The sequence below is a fragment of the Bradyrhizobium sp. SEMIA genome (genome assembly GCF_014844175.1).
GTDB classification, from domain to species: domain Bacteria; phylum Pseudomonadota; class Alphaproteobacteria; order Rhizobiales; family Xanthobacteraceae; genus Bradyrhizobium; species Bradyrhizobium arachidis.
In genome coordinates this window covers 2,566,703-2,592,915 of the sequence record NZ_CP046601.1, presented here as the reverse complement: position 1 = coordinate 2,592,915, position 26,213 = coordinate 2,566,703, and the positions used below count along the sequence as shown (strand labels likewise).

Here is a 26,213-nt window from a genome sequence, read left to right as displayed (position 1 = left end):
GACTGTCACAATTCGCGTCGCGCAGCCGCAACTCTCCCGCAGCGCAAACCCCACGCCGAACGAGACACGAGGACTCCTGAAATGACGCTGATGCAGGTCGAGCTGGACGACAAATACCGGCTCGAATCGAAGCGGATATTCCTGTCCGGCACACAGGCCCTGGTCCGCCTGCCCATGTTGCAGCGCGAACGCGACCGGCTTCAGGGGCTCAACACCGGCGGCTTCATCTCCGGCTATCGCGGTTCCCCGCTCGGCATGTACGACCACGCGCTGTGGCGCGCGAAGTCATTTCTCCAGCAGCAGGACATCGCCTTCGTCCCCGGCCTGAACGAGGATCTGGCGGCGACCGCCGTCTGGGGCAGCCAGCAGGTCGGCCTGTTCCCCGGCGCCAAGGTCGATGGCGTGTTCGGCATCTGGTACGGCAAGGGGCCCGGCGTCGACCGTTCGGTCGACGCGCTCAAGCATGCGAACGCGGCCGGCACCGCGCTCAATGGAGGCGTGCTCGCACTTGCCGGCGACGACCATGGCTGCCAGTCCTCGACGCTCGCGCATCAGAGCGAGCAGGTGTTCGCGGCGGCGCTGATCCCCGTGATCAATCCGGCGACACTGCAGGACTATCTCGATCTCGGCCTCTACGGCTTTGCGCTGTCGCGCTTCTCGGGCTGCTGGGTCGGCTTCAAGGCAATCAGCGAGACGGTCGAGAGCTCGGCCTCGATCTATAGCGACCCCGAGCGCATCAAGATCGTGCTGCCCGACGATTTCGAGATGCCGCCGGGCGGCCTCAACATCCGCTGGCCCGATCCGCCGCTGGAGGCTGAGCGGCGCCTGTTCGGCCCGAAGATGGCCGCAGTGCAGGCCTTCGCCCGCGCCAACCAGCTCGACCGCATCGTGCTCGATTCCAAGCCCGCCCGGCTCGGCATCGTCGCGACCGGCAAGGCCTATCTCGATCTGCGCCAGGCGCTCGCCGATTTGGGCATCACCGACAAGGACGCGCAGGATCTCGGCCTTCGCATCTACAAGGTCGCGCTGACCTGGCCGCTGGAGGAAAGCGGCGCGAAGCGCTTTGCCGAAGGTCTGCAGGACGTGCTCGTGGTCGAAGAGAAGCGCGGCTTCATCGAAGACCAGCTCATGCGCATCCTCTACAACGTGGATGCGTCCCGGCGCCCGACAGTGACGGGCAAGCGCGACGAGAACGGCGCGCCGCTGCTGCCGAGCGAGGGCGAGCTGACGCCGACCATCGTTGCGGGCGCGCTGGTAAACCGCTTGCGCAAGCTCGGCCATCACAGCCCGGTGCTGGAGCAGCGCCTCGCCCGGCTCGAGGCGTTCGACAATCCCGTCACGACAAGCACGCAGATCAAGCTCGCGCGCACGCCGTTCTTCTGCTCGGGCTGCCCACACAATTCCTCGACGCGCGTGCCGGAAGGCAGCCGCGCCATGGCCGGCATCGGCTGCCACGGCATGGCCTTGAGCATGCCGACGCGCCGCACCGACCTGATCTCGCATATGGGCGCCGAGGGCGTGAACTGGATCGGCCAGTCGCCCTTCACCACCGAGAAGCATATTTTCCAGAATCTCGGCGACGGCACCTACACGCATTCCGGGCTCCTTGCCCTTCGCGCCGCGTCGGCGGCCGGCATCAACATCACCTACAAGATCCTCTACAACGACGCCGTCGCGATGACCGGCGGCCAGCCGGCCGAAGGCGCCTTCAACGTCGCGCAGATCGCGCACCAGGTCTGGGCCGAGGGCGTCAAGCGGCTTGCGATCGTCTCGGACGATCCCAGCAAATATCCGGAAGGAAACTACTTCCCGCAAGGCGCGACGATCCATCACCGCCGCGAGCTCGACGCCGTGCAGCGCGAGCTGCGCGACATCAAGGGTCTCACGGTCGTGATCTACGACCAGACCTGCGCCGCCGAAAAGCGCCGCCGCCGCAAGCGCGGGCTCTATCCCGATCCCGCCAAGCGCGCCTTCATCAACGAGCTCGTCTGCGAGGGCTGCGGCGATTGCTCGCAGGCCTCCAACTGCGTCTCGGTGCAGCCGCTGGAGACCGAGTTCGGGCGCAAGCGCCAGATCGACCAGTCGAACTGCAACAAGGATTTTTCCTGCGTCGAGGGCTTTTGCCCAAGCTTCGTCACCGTGCATGGCGGTTCGCTCAAGCGCATGAAGACTTCGGCGGTGGATTCAGGCCAGCTGTTCGCCGATTTGCCGCTGCCGCCGGCGCGTGAGCTTGACGGCCCCTACAACATCCTCGTCACCGGCATCGGCGGCACCGGCGTCATCACCATCGGCGCCCTGCTCGGCATGGCCGCCCATGTCGACGGCCGCGGCTGCTCGGCGCTCGATTTCACCGGCCTGTCGCAGAAGAACGGCGCGGTGATGAGCCATGTCCGCATCGCGCCGAAGCCTGAAGACATTTCCGCGGTCCGCATCACCAGCGGCGGCGCGGACGTCATCCTCGGCTGCGACATGATCGTGTCGGCCGGCCCGACCGCGCTGAGCCGCGCCGAGCGCGGCGTGACCAAGGCCTATGTCAACGCCGACCTGCAGCCGACCGCGAGCTTCGTGCAGAACCCCGATCTCGATTTCGAGATGGGCACGATGCAGACCGTGCTGCGCGACGCTGTCGGCGACAAGAACCTCGACATCGTCGACGCCACGGGCATTGCCGCGGCGCTGATGGGCGACAGCATCGCGACCAATCCCTTCATGCTCGGCTTCGCTTTCCAGAAGGGTGCGATCCCGCTGTCGCTGGAGGCCCTGCTCCGCGCCATCGAGATCAACGGCGCCGCAATCGAGATGAACAAGCTCGCCTTCACCTGGGGCCGTCTCGCCGCCCACGACATGTCGCGGGTGCGCAGCGTGCTGCAGTTCAAGGCCCGGGCGTCCGCGCCGACCAAATCGCTCGACGACATCATCGCGACCCGAGCGGAGTTTCTGACCAATTATCAGGACAAGGCCTACGCCGACCGCTATGTCGCGGCGGTTGCCAAGGTGCGCAAGGCGGAAGCCGCCGCCTCGCCCGCATCCACGGAGCTGACCGAGGCCGTCGCCAAGAACCTGTTCAAGCTGATGTCCTATAAGGACGAGTACGAGGTCGCCCGCCTCTATACCGACGGCAGCTTTGCGAAGAAGGTGTCGGAAAAATTCGACGGCCACTTCACGCTGAAGTACCATTTGGCACCGCCGATCTTCGCCAAGCGCGACAAGACGACGGGACGGCTTCAGAAGCAGGAGTTCGGCGGCTGGATGATCCACGCCTTCCGCATTCTTGCAAAACTGAAATTCCTGCGCGGCGGCGCCCTCGATCCGTTCGGCCGCACCGAGGAGCGCCGGACCGAGCGGAAGCTGGTCGAGGATTATTTTGCGATGATCGACCAGCGGATGGCCGGACTGACGGCGGAGCAGATCCCGCTGCTGGCGCGGCTCGCGAGGGTGCCGGAGACGATCCGCGGCTTCGGGCATGTCAAGGAAGCCAATATCAAACTGGCCGCCGCCGAAACGGCGCGGCTGGACGCGGAGCTGGAGAACAGCCGCTTTGCGGCGGCGGCGGAGTAGCGACTAGCCTACTCCCTCTCCACTCGTCATTGCGAGGAGCGAAGCGACGATGCAATCCAGACTGCCTCCGCGGAGAAATTTCTGGATTGCTTCGCTACGCTCGCGATGACGTGGAAATAGCGCGGGCACAATCAGACAGCCGCATTCGCAGCGTTCGTCGTGCTTGCCCCAGCCCCCTCCGCCAGATGCCTCCCCGCGATATACCCGAACGTCAGCGCCGGGCCGAGCGTGATCCCGGGCCCCGGGTAATTCCCATTCATGATCGAGCCCATGTCGTTGCCGCAAGCATAGAGCCCCGCAATCGGCGTGCCGTCCTCGCGCAGCACGCGCGCCTGCGCATCCACCCTCATCCCGATCGCCGTGCCGAGATCGGCCGGATGGATGCGCATCGCGAAGAACGGCGCGCGAACTATCGGCGCGACGCAGGGATTCGGCTTGTGAGCGGCATCACCAAGATGCCGCTGATAGATGGTGCTGCCGCGGCCGAATTCGGGATCGCGGCCTTCCCTGGCATCCGCGTTGTAATTCTCAATCGTCGCCGTGAGGGTGGTTGGCTTGATGCCGATCTTCGCTGCCAGTTGTGCGATATCGGGAGCCTCGACCAATTCGCCGCTGGCTACATAGCGCCGCACATTGCGCGTGAACGGCTTGATGCGGCCGAGACCGTAAGCCCGCAGGAAGTGGCGGTCGCAGATCAGATAGAACGGCCGGTCCGGCTCGCCATTGCCGTCGCGCAGCATCGCGAGCACGAACTCATGATACGACAGCGCCTCGTTGACGAAGCGGCGGCCGGCGGCATTGACAGCGATCACGCCGGGCTTGGCGCGGTCGGTCACCGTATGAGGGAAGACACCACGGCTGCCGTCGGCGCGACGGAACAGCGAGGCCGGCACCCAATAGGCCGGGCTGGTGGCATCCGTGTTGAGGGCAGCGCCCGTCGCGGTCGCGAGTCGGAGGCCGTCCCCGGTGCCTGATGTGTTCGTCGCTGAGACAAATCCGGCCGCCGCAGGGAAGAAGCGCTTGCGCAAAGCAGCATCATGCGAGAAGCCGCCGGTCGCCAGCACCACGCCGCAGCGCGCCGCGATCGGGCGATCACGGGCGCCATGGCGGATCACCACGCCCGCGACGCGATCGCCCTGCATCGATAGATCCTCGACATCGGCGCTGAAGAGGATCTCGACCTCCCGCGCCAGCAGCGAGGCGTAAAGCCGCGCGGCCAGAGCATTACCGAGATGCAGCGTCGTGCCGCGCGGGCTGCGCAACCGCTGCAATGCGTATGCGGACACCAGTTGCGCCGCACGCAATGTCGAGCGCAGCGATTTGCCGATCCGGCGCAGATGCGGGATGTCGAGCCGGTTGACCATCATCCCGCCGAACAGCGTGAACTCCGGCAGCGGCGGCCGCAGCCGCGCGAAAGCCCGGCCAAGCCGTGTGCCGTCGAACGCCACCGGCTCCAGCACGCGCCCGCCCGGCGTCGCGCCGAGCCGCTCCGGATAATAATCGGGATAGGCTTTCACCGGCTGAAGGCGGACCTCCGTGTTGGCTTCGAGATATGCGACCGCCTCCGGCCCACGCGCGAGGAACGCAGCACGCAAGCTGGCATTGGCAGGCTCGGGGACCATGCTCGACAGATACTGGACCGCATCCGTGATGCTGTCGGAGAGCCCCGCTTCCTTCATCTTGGCATTGGCGGGAATCCAAACCATGCCGCCGGACCAGGCCGTGGTGCCGCCGACAAAGGCGGTCTTCTCGATCACCAGCACGCGCAAGCCTTCAGCGGCGGCCACTGCCGCAGCCGTCATGCCGCCGGCACCGGCGCCGATGACAATGACGTCGTAGGTCTCATGCGCCGGCATCATGCGGCGGGGGTCCGGAGGCGAGGCATGCGATCGTCATACCCCGCCCGCGGGCTCGCAGCTAGCGCTGTGGCTTGCGCTCGATCGGGTCGATGTCGATCGCCCGCAGGCGGCCGAGCCGCAGCACGTCCATGGCGAGCCGCCGGCCGATCCGGTCGCGGTCGAGCACGCGGATCAGATCGTCGACGCCGTTGATGTCGACGCCGTCGAGCCTGATCACGACGTCGCCGGGCAGCAGGCCCGCCTTGGCCGCCGGCCCGTCCGGCTCGATCTGCATCAACAGCGCGCCCATCTTGTTCTCGACGCCGGCCAGCACCGCATGCCGTCGCGGGACCGGCGCGGTCTGTCCAGCCACGCCGATATAAGCGCGGCGGACATAGCCGTGGCGGATGATCTCCGAGAGCACGAATTGCGCGGTGTTGCTGGCGACCGCAAAGCAGATGCCTTGCGCGCCGTTGATGATGGCGGTGTTGATGCCGATCACCTCGGCATTCGACGACACCAGCGGGCCGCCGGAATTGCCGGGATTGAGCGCGGCATCGGTCTGGATCACGTCCTCGATGGTGCGCCCGCTCACCGAGCGGATCGAGCGGCCGAGCGCCGAGACCACGCCGGCGGTCACGGTCGATTCGAAGCCGAGCGGATTGCCGATCGCGATCACGAGCTGGCCGCGCTTGAGGCTCTTGGAATTGCCGAGCGCAGCATAGGGCAGATCGCGCACGCCGTTGGCGCGGAGCAGCGCAAGATCGGTGTCGGGATCGACGCCCAGCACCCGCGCATCGCCGACATGGCCCTCGACGTCGCGCAGGCGGATCTCCCTGGAGGAGCCGACCACGTGGCTATTGGTGAGCACGAGTCCGTCCGGCGAGATCACAATGCCCGAGCCAAGCCCGCCGCGCTCGCGGCCGTTCGGCACCTTTGGCCCGGTCTCGACCCGCACGACGGCGGGGCCGACGCGGTCGGTGACGTCGATCACGGCGTTGGAATAGGCGTCCAGCAGCGCCCGGTCATCGGCCGGCGCAGCCGCCGCCGTTCGCGATGACGGGGCGTCATCGGCGATATCTGAGGTAAAATCCAGCATGGTAGGCGTCCTTGAGGCTCACACAGATGGTGGCCTGTTCCCTCCGGCGCAAGTAGCCCACCGGGCGCGCAAGGCTGGACTGCCCAGGTGGCTAGGGCGCCCGCCGCAGCGTGCCCGCCCTCGCCTTGACCGGATCGAGCAGCGACCAGTCGCCGTCCGGGAGCACATGGCCCTTGGGGAACGGCGCACGCAGCTCCAGCCCGAGCGAGCGCAACACGCGGTCGTCGCGGTAGTAGCATTGCAGCACGACGCGAACGAGCGTTGCGGCAGGCGCGCCGCCGGAGTTGCGAAACTCCTGCGCCACCGCGTCGCGCGCGGCAGGTTCGAGATCAGCGAGCGGCATGCCCGCAAGCCGCGCCACATGATCCAGCGCTGCCGCGACAGGTCTGGTGTCGCGGCCGAGCGTTGCAAGGATGTCGGCCTGGATGATGTCGTCATCAGCGCCGGGCACACGGTATTCCTCGCTCGGTGGAATGATCATCGCGGCGATGGTGCGCAAGTCCTGGCGCTGCCGCGGCGAGAGGGTAATCTGCTCGGACATGTCGGTCCTCTAATCGAACAAATTTGCCAGCCGCTGCTTCATCTGGTCGGCGATGTAGAGCGCGAGGGCCTGGATGGTGGAGGTCGGGTTCACCCCGCCCGAGGTGACGAAGATGCTGCCGTCGACGATGAAGAGATTCTTCACGTCATGCGTGCGGCCCCATTCGTTGACGACGGAGCGTTCGGGCTCGGTGCCCATCCGCGCGGTGCCGAGCAAATGCCAGCCACCCCAGGGGATCGGCGAGTTGACGCAGATGTCGGTTGCCCCCGCCGTCTCGAGAAACTCCCGGCCGCGGGCGAGCGCATGCTCCATCATCTTCCGGCTGTTTTCGCTGATGGTGTAGTCGATCTTTGGGGCTGGAATGCCGTGACTGTCCTTCAGCACCGGATCGAGCGTGACCTGGTTGTGCTCCTCCGGCAGGTCCTCGCAGATCGCGGAGAAGCCCAGCCGATGACCGTTGAGCTTGCGGAAGACGCGGTGATGATCTTCGCCCCAGGGCAGAATTCCCTTCTGCTCGCTGACCACCGCCTCGAACACCGGCCCTGCGCCGCGCACGAACTGGACGCCATAGCCGCGCACGAAGCCGCGCGACAGGTCCGTGTCATACCACTCCTTGCTCCACAGGCAGGTCGGCGGCGCGCGGTTGCTGTCGGTCGGCTCCTTCACGTAGCCGTAGATCTGCGCATAGGGGTGGAACATCAAATTCTTGCCGACGAGGCCGGATGAATTGGCAAGACCGTTCGGGAAACGGTTCGATTTCGAATTGAGCAGCAGCCGCGGCGTACCGACGCCGTTGCAGGCGATAATGACGACATGCGCCGGCTGGAACTGCTCGACGCCGTCCTTGTCGTAATAGACCACGCCCGAGGCCATGCCGTTCTCGTCGGTGGTGATCTCGCGCACCCGGCAATGGGTGCGCAGCTCGACGCCGGCGCGGATGGCGTGCGGCCAATAGGTGATGTCGGTCGAGGACTTTGCGCCCTGCGCGCAAGCCGGCGTGCAATGGCCGAGATTGATGCAGCGCGCGCGGCCCTCATAATCCATGGTCGCGACCGTGGTGTCCGACGGCCACCAGTGCCAGTCGAGCTTGTTCATGGCCTTGCCGATGATCACGCCGGACAATCCCATCGGCTGTTGCGGCATCGGCGGATGCGTCAGCGGCGACAGCGGATCGCCCGATAGGCCCGACGTGCCCATCATGCGGTCGTTCTCTTCGAAGAACGAGGTCAGCGCGTCGTAATCGATCGGCCAGTCATCGGCGACGCCATCGAGCGTCTTCACCTTGAAGTCGGAAGGATGCAGCCGTGGCCAGTGCGCGGTGTACATCACGGTCGAGCCGCCGACCGCGTTGTAGTTGACGACCTTGATCGGCGAATTGTCGTCATTGATCGGGTAATCCTCGGGCCGGCCGCGCACGTTCGGGCTCGACGACCACTCGCCGTAGAACTTGGCCTCCCAGTCCCGGCCCGTGCTCGGATATTCCGCCGGGTTCATCCAGCCGCCTTGCTCCAGGCAGAGGATGTGCATCTTGGTCTCGGCCAGCGACCACGCCACCGCCGCGCCTGACGCGCCGGCACCGATGATCAGGACGTCCACGGGATCTTTCATTGCAACCTTGTCCTCCACCCTCGCCGCTTTCCGGGCGATTCGGCCTCCGCAGTCCGGAAGGCTGTGCAAACGATAGGGGCAGAGCGACGGCTGAGTAAAGCCGCGAGGCCGGAATGTCGCACTTCGCAGGGCGCAGACCATTGGTAACGCCTCGCCCGGATGCTAGGAACAAGGCGCCAGAGCAATCGATAGCGAGACCGTATGTCCTTCCGAAGTTTCTTTGCCGCCGCCCGCGCTTTTGCGCTCGTTTCGTTTTTCGCTCTGCCCGGATTACTGGTCCCGTCCGAACCGGCCGCCGCGCTGACCGCTGCCGCGACGGTCCGGGACGGCAACTCCATCCAGCTCGGCGATGTGACCTATCGGCTCGACGGCGTCGATGCGCCCGAGCTGGACCAGGTCTGCATCGACGACCACGCCGATCCCTGGACCTGCGGCATCGAGGCCCGCGAGCAGCTGAGCAAGCTGATCAACAAGCGCTCGGTGCGCTGCGACGACGTCGGGCCGGAAAAGAGCTTTGGCAAGCGGCACCGCGCGATCTGCACCGCCGAGGGCGACAAGGCGAGCTTGAACGAGCAGCTGGTCAAGCTCGGCTACGCCATCGCGCGCGAGCCGATCAAGGCCAACGTCAAGCCAGCGGCGGCCGACGCCAAAACTGCATCAACCGGGATCTGGAAGGGCTGCTTTGTTGCACCGCAAGATTTCCGCACCGGCAAGAAGGACGGCGCGCTGCTGGGCGCCGCCTGCCGCGCCGACCGCGACAAGGAAATCCGCGCCGTGCTCTTTCCGGAGGATCTGACCATGCCGCCGAGCTGCAGCATCAAGGGCAAGCTTGCGGTGCGCGCACGCGTCACCGGCAATATCGGCATCTACCATTTGCGGGGTTGCCCGAGCTACCCGGCGACCACCAAGCCGGACCGCTGGTTCTGCTCCGAGGACGACGCCCAGGCCGCGGGGTTCCGCAAGGCCTACAACTGCCGCCGGCCAAAGTGAACAAGGGGTTTCACGCAGCCGTGAGTGGTACTCCGAGACAGTATTGATCCGGAATTGAACTTCAGCGGGAGTTGCTGCACCTATATGTGTACGCAAGCGCTTTGCGCGAGCGTTTCCTTGGCAGCAATCCGGCTTCGGCCGATTGTCTTTGCTCGGGCGTTTCCTCCCTAGACTTGGGCCGCTTGTCACAAACAAGCGGCTCTTCTTTTTTGCGGAGCTGTGGGTGCCAACTCCGGCCGTCATGCCCGGGCATCCACGTTCTTCATGCCGAGAAGCAAGACGCCGATAGCCGGGTCAAGCCAGGCCATGACGACGCGGTGAGATCAACGCATCAAGCTCAAGACTTCCTCAGCTGCCATGCGAGCTACTGGCGCATCATGATCTGATCCATCGGCGGCATGTTCTGGTTGAGATGCGACATGATCCAGACGGTGCCGCCAACCACCAGGAAGACGACCAGCAGCCCGAACGCCAGCGCCAGCACGTTGTTGGTGTTGTCCGGGCCCGTGGTGATGTGCAGGAAGAACACGAGATGCACGCCCATCTGCGCGATCGCGAGCACGATCAGCGCGACGGGGATCGAAGGCTGCCAGACAAGGTCGGTCCCCGCGATGAAGAACGACGTCGCCGTGAGCAGCAGCGCCAGGACGAGGCCGACGACATAGCCGAGGATCCGTTCGCCGACACTGTGTTGCTCTTCCTCGCCTGGTGCGAGGTCATGTTCGGCATGCATGTGCGTCTGATCGCTCATACGGCACTCCCGAGCAGGTAGACGACGGAGAAGACCCCAACCCAGATGATGTCGAGCGCATGCCAGAACAGCGCAAAGCACATCATCCGCCGCAGGACGTCGGCGCGAAAGCCCTTGGCGAAGACCTGGGCCATCATGGTGAGCAGCCACAGGACACCGGCAGAGACATGCAGGCCGTGGCAACCGACCAGCGAGAAGAACGACGACAGGAAGGCGCTCCGTGACGGGCCGTAGCCGCGCGCAACGAGATCGGCGAATTCGCGGAATTCGATGACGAGGAAGATCAGGCCGAGCACACAGGTCACGGTCATGCCGAGGTAGAACCAGAACCGGTTGCGCACGTCGGCTGCAATGCTGGCCATGCCGCAGGTGAAGCTCGACAGCAGTAGGCAGACCGTCTCGATCGCGACATTCCGCTGTTCGAAGATCTCCGAGCCCTTCGGTCCGTCTGCGGTCTGATGGACAAGCACCGCATAGGCAGCGAAGAAGCAGGAGAACATCACGATATCGGAGAGCAGGAAGACCCAGAAGCCGTATGCGGTCACGATCCGCTTCGACGCGGGCCCGGGATGCTCGATGACAAGGCCGATGTGATGGGGATCGGCATGGGCGTGGCCGGCGGTCGCGGTCATCGACATCAGACTGCTCCCGCCATGCTGACGAGGCTGCGCCGCTCTTCGAGATTGACGCGGTCGATGCGGGCGACCTCGGCGGCCGGAATGACGTATTCATCATGGTCGCGCCAGGCGAACACGACGAAGGTCGCGAACGCACCGACGCCACCCACAATCACCATCCACCAGATGTGCCAGATCAGCGCAAAGCCCATGATGGTGGCGAAGAAGGCGCTGACGAAACCGGTCGGCGAGTTCCGGGGCATCTCGATGTCCTGATACTCGGGCTCGTCGTGCTCGAGCGATTGCTGCTGGGCTTTGGCCTTCATGTCCCAATAGGCGTCCTCGCCGCGCACGTCCGGATTGAAAGCGAAATTGAACACGGGCGGCGGCGACGAGGTCGCCCATTCCAGCGAGCGCCCGTCCCAGGGATCGCCGGTGCGGTCACGCAGCGCCTCGCGGTTGCGGATGCTGACGACGAGCTGCATGATCTGGCAGATCACTCCGACGCTCAGCACGGCCATGCCGAACGCTGCCACGAACATCCATGGCCGCCACGCAGCGACATCGTAGTGCTGCAGCCGCCGCGTCATGCCCAGCATACCGGCGATGTAGAGCGGCATGAAGGTGACGTAGAATCCGACGAAGGTGAACCAGAACGCGGCCTTGCCCCAGCGCTCGTCGAGGCGGAAGCCGAACGCCTTCGGAAACCAGTATTCGAAGCCGGCGAAGGCGCCGAACAGCACGCCGCCGATGATGACGTTGTGGAAATGCGCCACCAGAAACATGCTGTTGTGGAGCATGAAGTCGGCCGGCGGCACCGCGACCAGCACGCCCGTGAGGCCACCGATGATGAAGGTGACCATGAAGCCGACCGCCCACAGCATCGGCGTCGCAAAGCGGATGCGGCCGCCATACATCGTGAACAGCCAGTTGTAGATCTTCACCCCCGTCGGCACCGCGATGATCATGCTGGCGATGCCGAAGATGGCGTTGACGTCGGGGCCCGCGCCCATCGTGAAGAAATGGTGCAGCCAGACCATGAAGGAGATGACGCAGATCGCCATGGTCGCGAGCACCATGGAGCGGTAGCCGAACAATGCCTTGCCGGAGAAGGTTGACACCACCTCGGAGAAGATGCCGAAGGCGGGGAGCACCAGGATGTAGACCTCCGGATGTCCCCAGGCCCAGATCAAATTCATGAACATCATGACGTTGCCACCGGCTTCATTGGTGAAGAAATGGAAGCCGAGGTAACGGTCGAGCAGCAGCATCGCGAGCGTGGCGGTGAGGATCGGGAACGCGGCGACGATCAGGAGGTTGGAGGCGAGCGTGGTCCAGCAGAACATCGGCATGCGCAGATAGTTCATGCCCTTCGTGCGCAGCTTCAGAACCGTCGTGACCAGATTGATGCCGGCCACCAGCGTGCCGACGCCCGAGATCTGGAGCGACCAGGCGTAATAATCGACGCCGACGCCCGGCGAATAGGACAGTCCCGACAGCGGAGGAAAGGCGAGCCAGCCGGTGCGCGCGAACTCGCCGATCACCAGCGAGAGATTGACCAGCAGCGCGCCGGTCGCCGTCAGCCAGAAGCCGACCGAATTGAGCGTCGGGAAGGCAACGTCGCGTACGCCGAGCTGGAGCGGCACGACGAGGTTCATCAGCCCGATCACGAACGGCATCGCGACGAAGAAGATCATGATGGTGCCGTGAGCCGAAAAAATCTGGTTGTAGTGCTCGGGCGGCAGATAGCCCTGCGACTGGTAGGCGACTGCCTGCTGGATCCGCATCATGATGGCGTCGCTGCCGCCGCGTAGCAGCATCACGGACGCGAGCAGGATGTACATCACGCCGATGCGCTTGTGGTCGACGCTGGTGATCCATTCGTGCCAGAGATAGGGCAGATGTCCCCTCACCACGACCCAGGCCAGCACGCCCAGGATCGCCACCAGCACGACCCCGCCTGCGACGAGCGGAATGGGCTGATCGAACGGGATCGCCGACCAATCGAGCTTACCGAGCATCAAGGCCTCCACTGTGCGGCCGGCCGGCCCCGGACGCGAGCTCCGGTCCAGGCCCCGGCGGGATGTGCTGGGTCGAGATCAGGTCGAACAGGCGGGGATCATCGAGGCGATAAACCGGCCGACCCCGCTCGATGCCCTGCTGCATCAGCTTCTTGTAGCTGTCCTCGTTCAGCACGGCGTCGGTCTTCGCGGTGTTCGCCACCCAATCAGGGAAAGCGAGCGGCGAGACCACGTTGACGTCGAACAGCATGTCGGGAAAGCCGTCACCGGAGAAATGCGCCGACAGGCCCTGGAGCTTGCCCTCATTGTCGGCGCGCAGGTTCAGCCGCGTCACCATGCCGTTCATGGTGTAGATCATGCTGCCGAGCTGCGGGATGAAGAACACGTTCATCACGCTCGACGAGGTCAGCTGGAAATTCAGCTCCGCACCGGCCGGCACCGTCAGCGTGTTGACGGTGGCGATGCGCTGGTCGGGATAGATGAACAGCCATTTCCAGTCGAGCGAGACGGCCTGGATCCGCAGCGGGCTGCCGGTGCCCGGCACGGGGGCGGCAGGATCGAGCTGATGCGAGCCGATCCAGGCGACGCCGCCGAGCAGGATGACGGTGAGCGCGGGGATCGCCCACACCACCATTTCGACGCGGCCGGAATAGACGAAGCCCGGCTGGAAGCGCGCTTTGGTATTGGAGGCGCGAAACCAGAACGCGAACGCCAGGATCGCGAAAATGGTTGGCACCACGATCACGAGCATGATGAAGACAGAATCGACCAAAATGGTGCTGTTGGCCGCAGCTACGGGCCCTTGTGGATCAAGCAGATTCATCGGCAAGCCACTGGCGGTTGGGAAGCCCCGAAGGAGAGCGTAACGCGAAAAGCTCCGTTGCAGCAAACGAAGTTGCATCGGGACAGTTCCACGACACACCGGTCGGCCGTACCGTGCGGCGGCATGCAATTCCATGCGATGTCAATGACATCGGAGCAGGACAGTCGGTCTTCTCACCTCCGCGCCGCATTGCTAACTTGCACGAAAAATATCGGGATGGAACGACATGCAGAGCCCTGAGGACGAAGCCGGCGCCGCCGGCAGGACGGCATTGATCAGCGGCGGCGGCGGCCGCGTTGCAGCAATTTGCTGGCCCGCGCCGGCGCAAAGGCGTCGTTCGCGGGTCGCGAGGTGACACTGTCCCCCGAACGCTAGTCACAAGAACATCAGAGGAAACACCGCAATGGCCCGCCTGCCCTATCTCGAGGCCGACCAGGTCGCGCCCGAATATCGCGACATGCTCAAGCGCAACACCAATCTGCACAAGCTGCTGGTCAACTCGCCAGAGATGGCGCGCGCATTCAACGGCATCGGCGGCTATATCCGCTTCACGAGCAAGCTCGATCCGCGCCTGCGCGAGCTTGCGATCCTCCAGGTCGGCTGGATGGAGAAGTCGGAATATGAATTCACCCACCACGTGAAGATCGGCAAGGAATTCGGCGTCACCGACGAGGACATTGCCGGCCTGATGGCCGAGACCGAAGGCAAGCCGTCGAAGCTGGAGCCGCTGGCGAAGGCGATCCTGAAGGGCGCACGCGAGATGGTGCGCGAGCTCGCGATGTCGGATGCGACCTTCGCCGCGATCAAGCAGCACCTGTCCGACGAGCACATGGTCGACCTCGTGCTGACCATCGCCTTCTATTGCGGCGTGGTGCGCGTGCTCGCCACCATGAAGATCGACAACGAGCCCTATTACAAAGAGGTACTCCAGCAGTACCCGATTCCGGGAGTGAATTGAGATGCGCTTGAAGGACAAGGTTGCGATCGTCGTCGGCGCCGGCCAGAGCCCCGGCGAAGGCATGGGCAATGGCCGCGCCACCGCGCTGACCTTCGCGCGCGAAGGTGCGAAGGTCTTGTGCGTCGATCACCATCTGGACTCAGCGCAGGAAACCGTGGACCTGATCGCAGCGACTCACGGCACCGCCGCAGCCTGCAAGGCCGACGTGACCAAAGCTGCCGACATCAAGGCGATGGTGGCGGACGCGCAATCGCGCTGGGGCCGCATCGACGTGCTGCACAACAATGTCGGCGTCAGCCTCTCCGGCGGCGATGCCGAGCTGCTTCAAATCACCGAAGAGGCGTTCGACCGCGTCGTCGCCATCAATCTGAAGAGCTGCATTCTCGCCGCGAAGGAAGTGATCCCGATCATGCGCGCGCAGCAAAGCGGCGCCATCATCAACATCTCCTCCATGGCGGCGATCACGACCTATCCCTACGTCGCCTACAAGGCGACGAAGTCGGCGATGATCGCCTTCACCGAGCAGCTCGCCTACCAGAACGCCGAATACGGCATCCGCGCCAACGTCATCCTTCCCGGCCTGATGAACACGCCGATGGCGGTCGACACCCGCGCCCGCGAATGGCACAAGACCCGCGCCGAAGTCGAAGCCGAACGCGACAGCAAGGTGCCGCTGCGCAGGAAGATGGGCACGGGCTGGGACGTCGCGAACGCCGCGCTGTTCCTGGCGTCGGACGAAGCGAATTTCATCACGGGGGTGACGCTGCCGGTGGACGGCGGGGCGAGTGTGAGACGGGGGTAGGTCTCCTCCCCCTCTCCCCGCTTGCGGGGAGAGGCGAAGCGCGCGCGCTCAGCGCGAGTGCGTCACCCGCCAGATCGTGCCGTTGCCGTCCTCCGACACCAGCAGCGATCCATCCTTCGCGACCGCAACGCCGACCGGCCTGCCCCACACCTCCGTGTCGCTGACCACGAACCCCGTGACGAAATCCTCGTACTCGCCAGTCGGCTTGCCGTCCTTCATCCGGATGCGGATCACCTTGTAGCCGGTGCGCTTCGATCTGTTCCACGAGCCGTGCTCGGCGGCGAAGGCATCGCCCTGGTACTCGGACGGAAACTGCGTGCCCTGATAGAAGGTCATGCCGAGCGAGGCCGAGTGCGGCTGGATCAGCACATCAGGCACCGTCACCTTGTCCTTGAGGTCCGGCCGCGCGCCGACGTGGCGCGGGTCTTCGTTGCCGCCGATATAGAACCACGGCCAGCCGTAGAACGCGCCCTCCTTCACGCTGGTCACGTAATCAGGCACGAGATCGTCGCCGAGACCGTCGCGCTCGTTGGTCGAGCACCAGGGCAAGCTGGTCTCCGGTTGGACCGCAAGGCCGACGCAATTGCGGATGCCGGTGGCATAGATCTTCCGATCCTTGCCATCAGGCGTGAAGGCCAGCACCGCGGCGCGCTCGAGCTCGCTCGCCCAGGCTGCGCCAAGCGGCCGCGCTTTCGCCCACGCCTGCATCCCGCCCGGCGGCGTGCCCATGCCCTCGGCGACGTTGCTGAGCGAGCCGACCGACACGAGCATGCGCTTGTTGTCGGGCGTGAAGACGACATCACGCGTGGAATGGCCGCCGTCATGCGGCAGGCTCGCCACGATCGTCTCCGCCTTGCCGCGCGCCTTGAGATCGCCGGCCTGATAGGGGAAGCGGATGACACTATCGGTGTTGGCGACGTAGACCCATTGCGGATTGTCGCCGTTCGGAAAGAAGGCGATGCCGAACGGCTGCCTCAGGCCGCTGACGAACACCTCGTTGGTCGCGAGCTTGCCGCCGTCGCCGCTACGCAGCACGCGAACGGCGCCGGCCCGCGTCTCCGCGACGAAGACGTCGCCATTCGGTGCGACCCTGATGATGCGTGGCGCACGCAAACCGTCCGCGAGTAACTCGATCTTGAAACCGGCCGGCACCTGGGGCGCGGCTTCCGACGGGCGCGACGCCACACGAGCCGAACTCGCAAACGAGCGCGTGGCACCGGGCCGCACCAGATCCTCCGGCCGGACCAACCGGACTGTACCGGGCTTGTCGGCCCGCCAATCGCCGTAGGCATCCTTGCCTTGCAGCACCGGCTCGGCCTGCGCAGCGGTCGCAACCACGACCGCAGCCATCGCGATGGAAATCCTGTTTCTCACCTCGGTCTTCCTCCCGGCCTGCACGTCTCGGCATCAACGCCGTTCAACTCGCAAACGTTCTGCGGCAGATCCAACGCCTGCCGAATCCCACGTCACGTCCTGCCCGCACGATGTGCATCAGCTATGACCTAGCATACTGGAAAATAGCACGGATCGGTGCGACACATTGTAGGGGTTGAGCCGCCGGTTGCGGTCATCAAAGCTGCGGCATCGGCGCCGCAATTGACGGGACGATCATGTGGGGATCCATCATATCGGAATGGGCGAGCCTGCTGCTTCGCTGGCTGCACGTGGTCGCCGCGATCGCCTGGATCGGCAGCTCATTCTATTTCATCGCGCTCGATCTCAGCCTCAGGCCGAAGGGCGATCTGCCCGGCGGCGTGCAGGGCGAGGCCTGGCAGGTCCATGGCGGCGGCTTCTACCGGATCATGAAATATCTGGTGGCGCCGAGCCAGATGCCGGACGAGCTGACCTGGTTCAAATGGGAGGCCTACACCACCTGGCTGTCCGGCTTCGCGCTGATGGTGGTGGTGTATTATCTCGATGCCGATCTGTTCCTGGTCGACAAGTCGATCCTCGATCTCTCGCCATTCCAGGCCGGCCTGTTCAGCCTCGGCAGTCTTACTCTCGCATGGCTGCTTTACGAGACCGCGTGTCGCACCGGGCTGGCACAGCGCGAGCTGCCCTTCGCCATCGGCGGCTATCTGTTCCTGGTCGCGCTGACCTACGCTTTCACCCATGTCTTGAGCGGCCGTGGCGCCTTCAACCAGATCGGCGCGATCATCGGCACCATCATGGTTGCCAACGTCTTCGCCCTGATCATCCCGAACCAGAAGAAGATCGTAGCGGCGCTCATCGCCGGACAGGCGCCCGACCCGAAGCTCGGCAAGGCCAGCAAGGAGCGCTCGGTCCACAATAACTATCTGACGCTCCCCGTGGTCGTGCTGATGATCAGCAACCACTATCCCCTGCTCTACGCCACGCGCTTCAACTGGATCATCGTCGCGATCGTGCTGGCGCTCGGCCCCGTGATCCGCCACTTCTTCAACGAGCGCCATGCCGGGCGAAAATCGCCGTGGTGGGTGTGGGGCGTTGCGGCAGCCGGCGCGATCGCGATTTGCCTCCTTTCTGCGGCCGGCCGCGCGAGGTGAAGACGAGCGCGCTACAGGCGCAGCCCACGTTCGCCAATGTCGAGGAGATCGTGATGTCCCGTTGCAGCATGTGCCATGCGGCCGAACCGGTCTGGGCCGGCATCGTGACCGCGCCGAAGGGCATTCTGCTCGATGCGCCCGAGCACATCCATCGCAACATCCGCCTGATCGGTCGTGTCGCGGCCTGGTCCAACGCGATGCCGCCGGGCAACATCACCGAGATGACCGGCGAGGAGCGCGCCATCCTCGCCGCCTATCTCGAGCAGGCGCGCTGACGTCGGGCCCGCCTTTGGCGGAATGAAATTCCGCATCTGCCGCCGATTTGAAAATGACTTGACCGCCCATCCGGCGTAGACATGACTCGTGGCCGCTGCAGCGGCCGAAATCAGCTTGCATGCGGGGAAAGAACAGTGGCCCTCAAGAACGTCACCGGTATCGACCACGCCGTGGTCATGGTGAAAGACCTCGACAAGGCCGCCGAGAACTACCGGCAGCTCGGCTTCACCGTATCGCCGCGCGGCACCCACAGCGCGCATATGGGCACCGGCAACTACACCATCATGTTCGACCCCGATTACATGGAGCTGCTCGGCGTCCTCGTGGCAACCGAGCACAATGCGCCGGCGCGCGCCTTTGTCGACAAGCACGGCGAAGGCATCGAGCGCATCGCCTTCACCGCGGTCGATTCCGCCGCCGGCGCCGAGGAGATCCGCGCGCGCGGCTTAGAGCCGATCGGCCCGACCGATTTCGAACGGCCGGTGACGCTACCCGATGGCACGGTCTCGGCGGCGAAATTCCGGACCTTCATGTGGCCGACCGCGGAGGCGCCGGGCGGCGTGCGCATCTTCGCCTGCCAGCACAAGACCCGCGAGACGGTGTGGATCCCTGAATTGATGAAGCACGCCAATGCGGCCAGGCGGATCAAGCAGACATTGATCGCAACGGCGGAGCCGGCAAAGGAGGCCGCGCATCTCGCGCGTCTGATCGACCGCGAGCCGAAGGCGGAAGCCGATGGTGCTGTGAAGGTGCCCTCCGGCGGCGATCGTGCCGACTTCGTCTATCTGACCTTGGAGCAGCTCGGCCAACGCTATCCGGGCGTGCCGCTCGCGGGCCTCTCCGAGCGCGGCGGTGCGGCGCTCGTTCTCGTCAGCGGCGATCTCGCGGCGACGGAAAAGGCGCTGGGCTCGGCGTCAGTGCGCAGCGGGGCCGCGATCTGCGTGCCCCCGGCCAAGGCCAACGGCACCCTGCTCGCCTTCGTTGCCGGCTGATTTGAACTAATTCTTTAACAAGCGTTTACCGGGCAGGCCTTAGGATTTCCGGGCCTTTCACGCCGCCCCGGGTCAAGCGCATGTTCAAAGAGGAATCGCCGATCGCCTATGACGCGCCGGCCGAACTGAAGAAGTGGCCGTCGCTGAAGGGCGAGCGGCAGAAGGACAGAGGGCCGCCCTATCTCGTCTACAACGGCACGCTCGCCGAATGCGTCCGCGAGCTGATGGGCAAACCCATCAAGGGCATCTCGCTCTACGACATCATGACGAGACCGCAAGCGGCGTTCGACCAGACCGTGCTGTCGCCCGGCGATGCCGCCGAGATCGCGATGCGCAAGGACTTTCCCAAGACGTAGCCGCGAGCTACCGCTTGCACATCGCATTTGCTCTTGGTTCCCGGTTCTGCGGCGGGAACACCCGTACTAACACCGAGCCTCCAGCGGAATCGCAGCTTCGCCGCAATTGCGGTTAATGAAGTCCTCGTTGCCGGCGCACATGCCGGTCGTTCCCCCACAGTTCGAGGACTCTTACCGAGATGCGATTTCTCGTCGCGGCTTGCGCTGCGTTCCTGATCGTGATGTGCGACGTCGGCTCGACGACGTCCCGGCAAGCGGACAACACCGACAACGCCCTTCTCAAATCCGATCGCGGGCCCTCTCTGGCTCCCCTCGTCGAGCTCTTCCTTTCCAGCGTGCAGGCCATTGAGCTCGCGAATGCGCGCGCCGCCTATGAGGAGACGATCGAGCCGGCGCGCACGGTCGAAACCGTCGCTCCCGCCCCGCTTTCGCCGACTGAAAAATTCTGCCACGCGCTGCGCGAGGCCGCGGAGGCCAGCGGAATTCCGGTGCCCTTCTTCGCGCGCCTGATCTGGCAGGAGAGCCGCTTCAAATCCAACGAGGTCAGCCAGGCCGGCGCGCAAGGCGTTGCGCAATTCATGCCGGACACGGCCGCCGAGGTCGGGCTCGACGATCCCTTCGATCCGATGAAGGCGCTGCCCGCATCGGCGAAATTCCTGGGCAAGCTGCGCGACGATTTCGGCAATCTCGGTCTTGCCGCAGCCGCCTATAACGCCGGACCCGGCCGCATCCAGAAATGGCTCGCGAAGGAAAGCGAGTTGCCGCGCGAGACGCGCGACTACGTTCGCATCATCACCGGCACCAGGGCCGAAGACTGGACCGCGCGCGCCGAAGCGCTTGCGATCCGGATCGACCTGCCGCGTGAAGCACCTTGCGAAGGCATCGGCAGTCTCTCCAAGACCAGGGATGTCGCCTGGGTTCCCGTGAACCTCACGCCCTCCGTCGCCACCATCATGCGCAAGGCCGAGCAACTGGCAGCGCGTTTGACCGCCAACCGCGCGCGCAAGCGGCTCGCCTTGGTGATCCGGAAGACCACCAAGGCGCGCAGCATGATCGCGGCGCGCGCCGCCGGCAGGAGCGCCAAGGCCCGCGCCATCCGCCTTGCCGCACGCGAAAGGTCTTCAGGCTGATGCGCGGACTGGAAACCGTTCGCCGGAGCGGCGTTGAACGACGTTGAGAGGCCTGTTCAGATTTCTCCGGGCCGTGACGCGATGAGGAACCAGCGATGCCAACGAGAAGCGCCGGGATCGTCGCCTATCGCATGCGATCGGAGCTCGAGGTTCTGCTGGTCCATCCCGGCGGCCCGTTCTGGCGCAACAAGGACCTCGGCGCCTGGTCGATCCCGAAGGGTGAATATGAAGACGGGCAAGATGCCGAGGAAGCTGCCCGGCGCGAATTCGCCGAGGAGCTTGGCGTGGAGGTGGCCGAGCCCCTCACTGCGCTGGGCGAGGTGAAGCAGCGCGGCGGCAAGATCGTCACCGCCTTCGCCATCGAGCTCGATCTCGATACGCACAATGTCCGCAGCAACACGTTCGAGATCGAATGGCCGCCGCGCAGCGGCAAGCGGCAGACGTTTCCCGAGGTCGATCGCGCCGCGTTCTTCACGCTCGACGAAGCGGCCAAGAAGATCAACGATGGCCAGCGTCCGCCGCTCGAGCGGCTGGCGCGATTGGTCGGCGGCGCGAGCTAGCTCGCCGCGGTGCGCTCCTCGCCCTGTGCCCTACTCCGCCTTGATGTTCGCGGCCGCGACGACCTCGGCGAGCTCCTTGGTCTCCTTCGCGATCTTGGCGGCATAGTCGGCCGGGCTCAGCACGCTGACGACGCCCTGCGTCTCCAGCCGCTCCTGCAACACCGGATCCTTGGCGGCGGCGACGATCTCACGGTGCAGCGTCTCGAGGATCGGCGCGGGCGTCGCCTTCGGCATGAAGAAGCCGACCCAGAACGAGATGTCGAAGCCGGGATAGCCGGCTTCCGCGACGGTCGGCACGTCAGGCAGCGACGGCAGCCGCTCGGCGGAGGACACCGCAAGCGCGCGCAGCTTGCCGGCCTTCACCAGCGGCACCGCGGAGAGCGGATCGAACACGGCGAGCACCTCCTGCGCGAGGATGCCGACCTCGGACGCCGCCCCACCGCGATAGGGCACGTGGATCAGCTTGATGCCGGCTTTCTGACTCAGCAGCTCCATGGCGAGATGGGCGAGATTGCCGTTGCCGCCCGAGCCGTAAGCGAGGGCGCCGGGCGCAGCCTTCGCGGCCGCGACGAGATCGGCGACGGTGTTGATGTTCGCCGTCTTGGGATTCTCCGGATTGACCACCAGCACCAGCGGCGCCGAGACGACGGTGGTGAGCGGCGCGAAATCGCCTATCGGATCGTAGCGGGCCTCCTTGAACAGCGTCTTGTTGAGGGTGATGGTGGACGAGTTGCAGGCAAGGATCGTGTAGCCGTCCGCATCCGCGCGCGCCACGCCCTCGGCTGCGATCATGCCGTTGGCGCCGGCGCGGTTCTCGACCACGAAGGGCTGTCCGAGCTTGTTGCCGAGGCGGTCGGCGACGATGCGCGCGACGACATCGACCGGGCCGCCGGCGCTGAAGCCGACCATGATCTTGGCCGGATGCGTCGGATATTTTTGCGCGAACGCCTGTGAAGACAGCGAGGCGCAGAGCGCGGCGATGAGCGCCAGCAGGCGAAGCGTTCGTTGCATTGGTTCTCTCCCCGACCTCGGCGCCTCTGATTGTTGTTGATGCGGCGCGTTGCCAACCATGAATAGCGGTCGCGCCGATTTCCGCAATCGCGTTTCCACGCCGGCATTCCGCCGCGCGGCAGGCGAGAGCCTGCAATCCAGACAAAACCGCGAAAACAACCCCATGCACAGTAGGCGGCGCCCGTCAGAACCGGGACCCGCGCAAGACGATTTCGCGTATCCCGAAAATGCGTTTGACACGTCGGGCAAAACAGGTGCAGAATGGCATCATCGCGACAATCGCCGGAGCCGGCACCACGCCCGATCATGGGCGGCTCGACCTGGCGCGCGTAAACCCCTGAGCGACATCTCAAATCTCAACCGCCGCGCAACAGGCGCGCGATCGGCCTCGCGCTCCGCGAGCTCTCGCGCCTGTGCGGGCAAAGGACACCTTGCATGACGACATCCCCGACGAGCACCCAGACGATGCCCATCGCCGCGGACGACCGCGCCGCGACCATCGCAAGCCCGAAAGTCAAACTCCGCCGCAGGCGCATCGTGATCGACCATCCCGATCCGAGCGCCGGCGAAAAGCTGCTGGCGGATGCGCTCGGCGCCGTCGACCGCGACGCGCTGCATGGTCTCTTGAGCCAGTTGGCGAAAGCCAGCGTGGTTGCACGCAAACCGGACCAGGGCAATCTTGCCTTCATGGTCTCGATGCTGAAGAGCATCGCGGCAAAGGACTCGTTCGAAGCCATGCTGGCGGCGCAGATGGTGAGCGTCCACGTCGCGTCGATGCGCAGCGCCTGCCGTCTCGCCTGCACCGACGACGTGTCGCAGCAGGAGAGCCTCACGCGCGCACTGACCCGGCTGGCGCGCACCTTCGCAGCCCAGGTGGAGGCCTTGAACCGTCACCGCAGCAGCGGCGCGTGTGCGATCACGGTGCAGAATTTGTCGGTGCAGGATGGCGGCAGGGCCGTCGTCGGCAATCTCACACAACATGCGAACTTGATCGCTGCGCAGCCGGGCCTGGTGGACGCGGCGGCCGTCGGCGCATGAGTCATGCGCGCAACACAGCCCCGATGCGAACGAGCCCGCGTTGCGGGGCGCAAACGCGCGACGGCGGCCGCATGCACGGCGGCGCGGCGGGATCCGGAGCGCCCTTTGGAAACAGCAATGCCGTCAAGCACGGCTTTTTCACCAGCGAAGCCATTGAGGAGCGAGAGCTTGTTCGCACCGTGCTGAGGGAAGCAGAGAGACTGCTCCGCCAACTGCCCTCGGGATTCAAAGCCATCCGCAATTTTGGCGACACGGAACCCGAACACCTAATCGGGAACGGATCCGCCGCTGCGCACTTAACATATGATAAGTCAGTGAGGTGCAACCATGGGCCAATCAAAGCCGATCCGCCCGACCGCGATCGTCGTCGAGGACGATGACATTCAGCGCGAAATGCTCGCGCTGCTGCTCGAGGAAAGCAATTTCGACGTCTTGCAATGCGAGGACGCCGAAACCGCTGCGCTGGCACTGAAAGCGAAGCACCCTGCCCTGATCGTCACCGACATCAACCTGGTCGGAAAGATGGATGGCGTCGATCTTGCGCACTACGCACAGCAGCAACACGCCAATGTGCGGATCATCGTGATCTCGGGCCGTCCGCTACCGCGGCCCCTGCCCGACGGCGCGAAATTCTTCACCAAGCCCATCTACCCGACGGCGCTGCTCGCGGAGGCGGCACGCCGATAGCTGCGCTTTGTTGCAGTCAGAGGAAGGCGCTATCTCCGGCCCCCGCCGGCCGCAAGCAATCGCATGTGAAGACGAACGTGGCGAGAAGCTTACCCGCGGCGCATCCTTCGAGACGCCCGCCTTCGGCGGGCCCTCAGGATGAGGCCGGAGTGCGTAGCAGCGTTTCGACGGGCAAAGCTCGTCAGTCCGACGCCGTCTTGGCCGAGACATCGTGGCTGGTGCGGTGGCCCTCGCCATTGTCCAAATGATAGAGCGCGGTCGCACCGCCCGCCAGGACAAGCACGATGACAAGGATGGCAATGACGTTCTTTATGCTCACGGACGCCTCCTCCAGGTGACGAGATCAAGTGACGCGATGATGCCAGTCAATCGAGCGTTCTCAGGCGGAGTTCCGTGAATTTTCGATGACGCCGGCGGCGCGATCAGTCGCGAGATCATCGCGATTCGAAATGTCCGTTGCAGGCCGGAACTTCTCGCGGTGGCGCCACTTTGAATGGGCAACGGACACACGCCGATGAACGCCGAAACGGAACTCAAATTCCGCCTTGCGCCGCGAAAGCTGTCATCCGTCTTGCGCGCCGCTAATTCGAACGGACGGCGTGGCGACCGGTCGGAGCAGGCGCTGTTGTCGACCTATTACGACACGGGCAAGCAGAAGCTCAGGCGACATGGTCTCACGCTCCGCGTCCGCAAGGTTGGCGATCGCTACGTGCAGACCGTGAAGGCGGGCGGCTCCGGAACCGTGACCCGCGGCGAATGGGAACATGAGGTCGCAGGCGCAAAGCCCGACTTCAAGAAGATCAAGAACACGCCTCTCGACGACCTCGCGTCCAAGAAGCTTCCGCGCAAGCTGCGGCCGGTGTTTCAGACCGAGGTTCATCGTACGACCGAGGCAAGGCGGGTGCGAAAGAGCCAGATCGAGCTCGCCGTCGACCGCGGCCACGTCGCTGCCGGGCGGCACTCGCGGCCGGTTGCCGAGCTCGAGCTGGAATTGAAGTCCGGACAGGTCGCCGATCTGTTCCGACTGGCGCGCAATCTCGAACGCAAGACGGGCGCCGAGCTCGATCTGCGATCGAAAGCCGAGCGAGGCTTTCAACTCGTCACGGGACACCGCGCAGGCGCACGGCGTGCCGAGCCGATCGCGCTGAAAGGCGAGCTCTCGCCGCGCAATGCCTTCGGCGTGATCGCGCATTCGACGCTGCGCCAGATCACGGCGAATGCCGATCCGGTGCGGGACATGGATTCGGAAGGCGTCCACCAGATGCGCGTCGGCCTGCGGCGCTTGCGGGCCGCGATCTCGCTGTTCTCCGACATCCTGCCGCGCGCCGGCACTGAGCGGATCAAGGCCGAGCTCAAATGGCTCACGGGCGAGCTGGCGCCGGCGCGCGAGATCGACGTATTCCTCAAGGAAAGCATTCAGCCGATCGCCGATCAGGGTGTGCCGAAGCGCGGCGCTCGCGCGATCGCCAAGAAGTTTTCCGCGGAACGAAGCGAAGCCTTCGCACGCGCCCGCGAGGCGGTCGGGTCGGCCCGCTACCGCCGCCTGCTGATCGACGTGATCGAGTGGATCGAGACCGGGCAGTCCCGCGCCGGCGACGACCGGTCGATTGCCACCTATGCGGCGGCATTGCTCGACCGGCGGATCAAGAAGGTACGCAAGCAAGGCAAGCATCTGGACGATCTCGACCCGACGCAGCGCCACAAGCTGCGGATCAAGGTCAAGAAGATCCGCTACGCCGTCGACTTCCTTGGGAGTCTCTACAGCGATCGCGACCGCAAGCAGCTCACCAGCCTCTCCGGCAGTCTGAAGCAGATTCAATCCGCGCTGGGATCGCTCAACGACTTCATGGCGCATCGCGAGCTGGCGACGGAGGCCGCTCTCGCGGCGCCGCCGGCGAACCGGCGCGCCCAGGCGTTCGCATCGGGATTCATCGTCGGCCGCGAGCGCGAGGCGGCGAACGGCCTGATGAAGGACGCCGCAAAAGAACTGCATCGACTGCACCGGCTGCGCGTCGCGCCGGGCAAGTGAACG

At 65.1% G+C, this 26,213-nt stretch carries 22 protein-coding genes and 1 pseudogene; 12 read left to right on the top strand and 11 right to left on the bottom strand.

Going from position 1 to position 26,213, the window contains the following annotated elements; genetic code table 11:
* Positions 1–81 precede the first annotated feature (81 nt).
* Positions 82–3,558, top strand: a complete 3,477-nt coding sequence (locus FOM02_RS12585) for an indolepyruvate ferredoxin oxidoreductase family protein (protein ID WP_027558412.1) — start codon at positions 82–84, stop codon at positions 3,556–3,558.
* A gap of 131 nt (positions 3,559–3,689) precedes the next feature.
* On the opposite strand, the gene FOM02_RS12580 is transcribed toward FOM02_RS12585, so the two are convergent.
* The 4 genes from FOM02_RS12580 to FOM02_RS12565 all read right to left on the bottom strand — a co-directional run bounded on the left by FOM02_RS12580 (position 3,690) and on the right by FOM02_RS12565 (position 8,644).
* Positions 3,690–5,417, bottom strand: a complete 1,728-nt coding sequence (locus FOM02_RS12580) for an FAD-dependent oxidoreductase (protein WP_027558411.1) — start codon at positions 5,415–5,417, stop codon at positions 3,690–3,692.
* Positions 5,418–5,475: 58 nt separating this feature from the next.
* Positions 5,476–6,495, bottom strand: a complete 1,020-nt coding sequence (locus tag FOM02_RS12575) for a S1C family serine protease (protein ID WP_027558410.1) — start codon at positions 6,493–6,495, stop codon at positions 5,476–5,478.
* Between the two features lie 91 nt (positions 6,496–6,586).
* Positions 6,587–7,036, bottom strand: a complete 450-nt coding sequence (locus tag FOM02_RS12570; RefSeq protein ID WP_027558409.1) for a hypothetical protein — start codon at positions 7,034–7,036, stop codon at positions 6,587–6,589.
* 9 nt (positions 7,037–7,045) lie between these two features.
* Positions 7,046–8,644: a GMC family oxidoreductase gene (locus FOM02_RS12565; protein WP_027558408.1), complete on the bottom strand. Its 1,599-nt coding sequence runs from the start codon at positions 8,642–8,644 to the stop codon at positions 7,046–7,048.
* Positions 8,645–8,845: 201 nt separating this feature from the next.
* Here FOM02_RS12565 and FOM02_RS12560 point away from each other — a divergent pair, with 201 nt between their 5' ends.
* Positions 8,846–9,634, top strand: a complete 789-nt coding sequence (locus FOM02_RS12560; protein ID WP_027558407.1) for a thermonuclease family protein — start codon at positions 8,846–8,848, stop codon at positions 9,632–9,634.
* A 364-nt stretch (positions 9,635–9,998) separates the two neighbouring features.
* Here FOM02_RS12560 and cyoD read toward each other — a convergent pair whose 3' ends face one another.
* From cyoD to FOM02_RS12540, 4 genes are read right to left on the bottom strand one after another with little or no spacing between them, the layout of a single operon-like run.
* Positions 9,999–10,385, bottom strand: a complete 387-nt coding sequence (cyoD, locus tag FOM02_RS12555) for a cytochrome o ubiquinol oxidase subunit IV (RefSeq protein ID WP_027558406.1) — start codon at positions 10,383–10,385, stop codon at positions 9,999–10,001.
* Positions 10,382–11,023: a cytochrome (ubi)quinol oxidase subunit III gene (locus tag FOM02_RS12550; protein WP_027558405.1), complete on the bottom strand. Its 642-nt coding sequence runs from the start codon at positions 11,021–11,023 to the stop codon at positions 10,382–10,384. Before FOM02_RS12550 ends, cyoD begins: the two co-directional genes overlap by 4 nt.
* Entirely contained in the window at positions 11,023–13,023 is a 2,001-nt protein-coding gene (cyoB, locus tag FOM02_RS12545; protein ID WP_265441818.1) for a cytochrome o ubiquinol oxidase subunit I, read from the bottom strand. The genes FOM02_RS12550 and cyoB overlap by 1 nt, the downstream gene beginning before the upstream one ends.
* Positions 13,013–13,795 (bottom strand): cytochrome ubiquinol oxidase subunit II, encoded by a 783-nt coding sequence (locus tag FOM02_RS12540; protein ID WP_231164303.1) that lies wholly within the window; start codon positions 13,793–13,795, stop codon positions 13,013–13,015. Before FOM02_RS12540 ends, cyoB begins: the two co-directional genes overlap by 11 nt.
* Positions 13,796–14,249: 454 nt before the next feature.
* Between FOM02_RS12540 and FOM02_RS12535 the strand changes: the two genes are divergently transcribed.
* Both FOM02_RS12535 and FOM02_RS12530 read left to right on the top strand, forming a co-directional pair.
* On the top strand, positions 14,250–14,804 hold the full coding sequence (locus FOM02_RS12535) for a carboxymuconolactone decarboxylase family protein (RefSeq protein WP_027558402.1): 555 nt from the start codon (positions 14,250–14,252) through the stop codon (positions 14,802–14,804).
* Between the two features lies 1 nt (position 14,805).
* Entirely contained in the window at positions 14,806–15,606 is an 801-nt protein-coding gene (locus FOM02_RS12530; protein ID WP_027558401.1) for an SDR family NAD(P)-dependent oxidoreductase, read from the top strand.
* Between the two features lie 48 nt (positions 15,607–15,654).
* Here FOM02_RS12530 and FOM02_RS12525 read toward each other — a convergent pair whose 3' ends face one another.
* Positions 15,655–16,980: a PQQ-dependent sugar dehydrogenase gene (locus tag FOM02_RS12525; RefSeq protein ID WP_027558400.1), complete on the bottom strand. Its 1,326-nt coding sequence runs from the start codon at positions 16,978–16,980 to the stop codon at positions 15,655–15,657.
* 236 nt (positions 16,981–17,216) lie between these two features.
* Between FOM02_RS12525 and FOM02_RS12520 the strand changes: the two are divergent.
* The 5 genes and pseudogenes from FOM02_RS12520 (at position 17,217) to FOM02_RS12500 (ending at position 21,445) form a co-directional block, all read left to right on the top strand.
* A pseudogene (locus FOM02_RS12520) lies at positions 17,217–18,406 on the top strand (urate hydroxylase PuuD).
* Positions 18,407–18,541: 135 nt separating this feature from the next.
* Positions 18,542–19,399: a VOC family protein gene (locus FOM02_RS12515; RefSeq protein ID WP_027558398.1), complete on the top strand. Its 858-nt coding sequence runs from the start codon at positions 18,542–18,544 to the stop codon at positions 19,397–19,399.
* 80 nt (positions 19,400–19,479) lie between these two features.
* Positions 19,480–19,755, top strand: coding sequence for a hypothetical protein (locus tag FOM02_RS12510; protein ID WP_027558397.1), 276 nt, complete (start codon positions 19,480–19,482; stop codon positions 19,753–19,755).
* A gap of 179 nt (positions 19,756–19,934) precedes the next feature.
* A complete protein-coding gene (locus tag FOM02_RS12505) occupies positions 19,935–20,885 on the top strand; it encodes a lytic transglycosylase domain-containing protein (protein WP_027558396.1) in 951 nt (316 codons plus the stop codon).
* Positions 20,886–20,980: 95 nt separating this feature from the next.
* The gene (locus tag FOM02_RS12500) at positions 20,981–21,445 is read left to right on the top strand and encodes an NUDIX domain-containing protein (protein WP_265441817.1); all 465 of its coding nucleotides are present in this window, start codon (positions 20,981–20,983) and stop codon (positions 21,443–21,445) included.
* Between the two features lie 30 nt (positions 21,446–21,475).
* On the opposite strand, the gene FOM02_RS12495 is transcribed toward FOM02_RS12500, so the two are convergent.
* Entirely contained in the window at positions 21,476–22,456 is a 981-nt protein-coding gene (locus FOM02_RS12495; protein ID WP_027558394.1) for a Bug family tripartite tricarboxylate transporter substrate binding protein, read from the bottom strand.
* Between the two features lie 435 nt (positions 22,457–22,891).
* On the opposite strand from FOM02_RS12495, the gene FOM02_RS12490 reads away from it, so the two are divergent.
* Complete coding sequence (locus FOM02_RS12490) at positions 22,892–23,494, top strand: hypothetical protein (RefSeq protein ID WP_027558393.1); 603 nt, start codon at positions 22,892–22,894, stop codon at positions 23,492–23,494.
* A 327-nt stretch (positions 23,495–23,821) separates the two neighbouring features.
* Entirely contained in the window at positions 23,822–24,181 is a 360-nt protein-coding gene (locus tag FOM02_RS12485; protein WP_027558392.1) for a response regulator, read from the top strand.
* Positions 24,182–24,362: 181 nt separating this feature from the next.
* Here the strand turns inward: FOM02_RS12485 and FOM02_RS12480 are convergent, their stop codons facing one another.
* The gene (locus FOM02_RS12480; protein ID WP_156950874.1) at positions 24,363–24,500 is read right to left on the bottom strand and encodes a hypothetical protein; all 138 of its coding nucleotides are present in this window, start codon (positions 24,498–24,500) and stop codon (positions 24,363–24,365) included.
* Between the two features lie 195 nt (positions 24,501–24,695).
* Between FOM02_RS12480 and FOM02_RS12475 the strand changes: the two genes are divergently transcribed.
* On the top strand, positions 24,696–26,210 hold the full coding sequence (locus FOM02_RS12475) for a CYTH and CHAD domain-containing protein (protein ID WP_027558391.1): 1,515 nt from the start codon (positions 24,696–24,698) through the stop codon (positions 26,208–26,210).
* Positions 26,211–26,213: the final 3 nt, after the last annotated feature.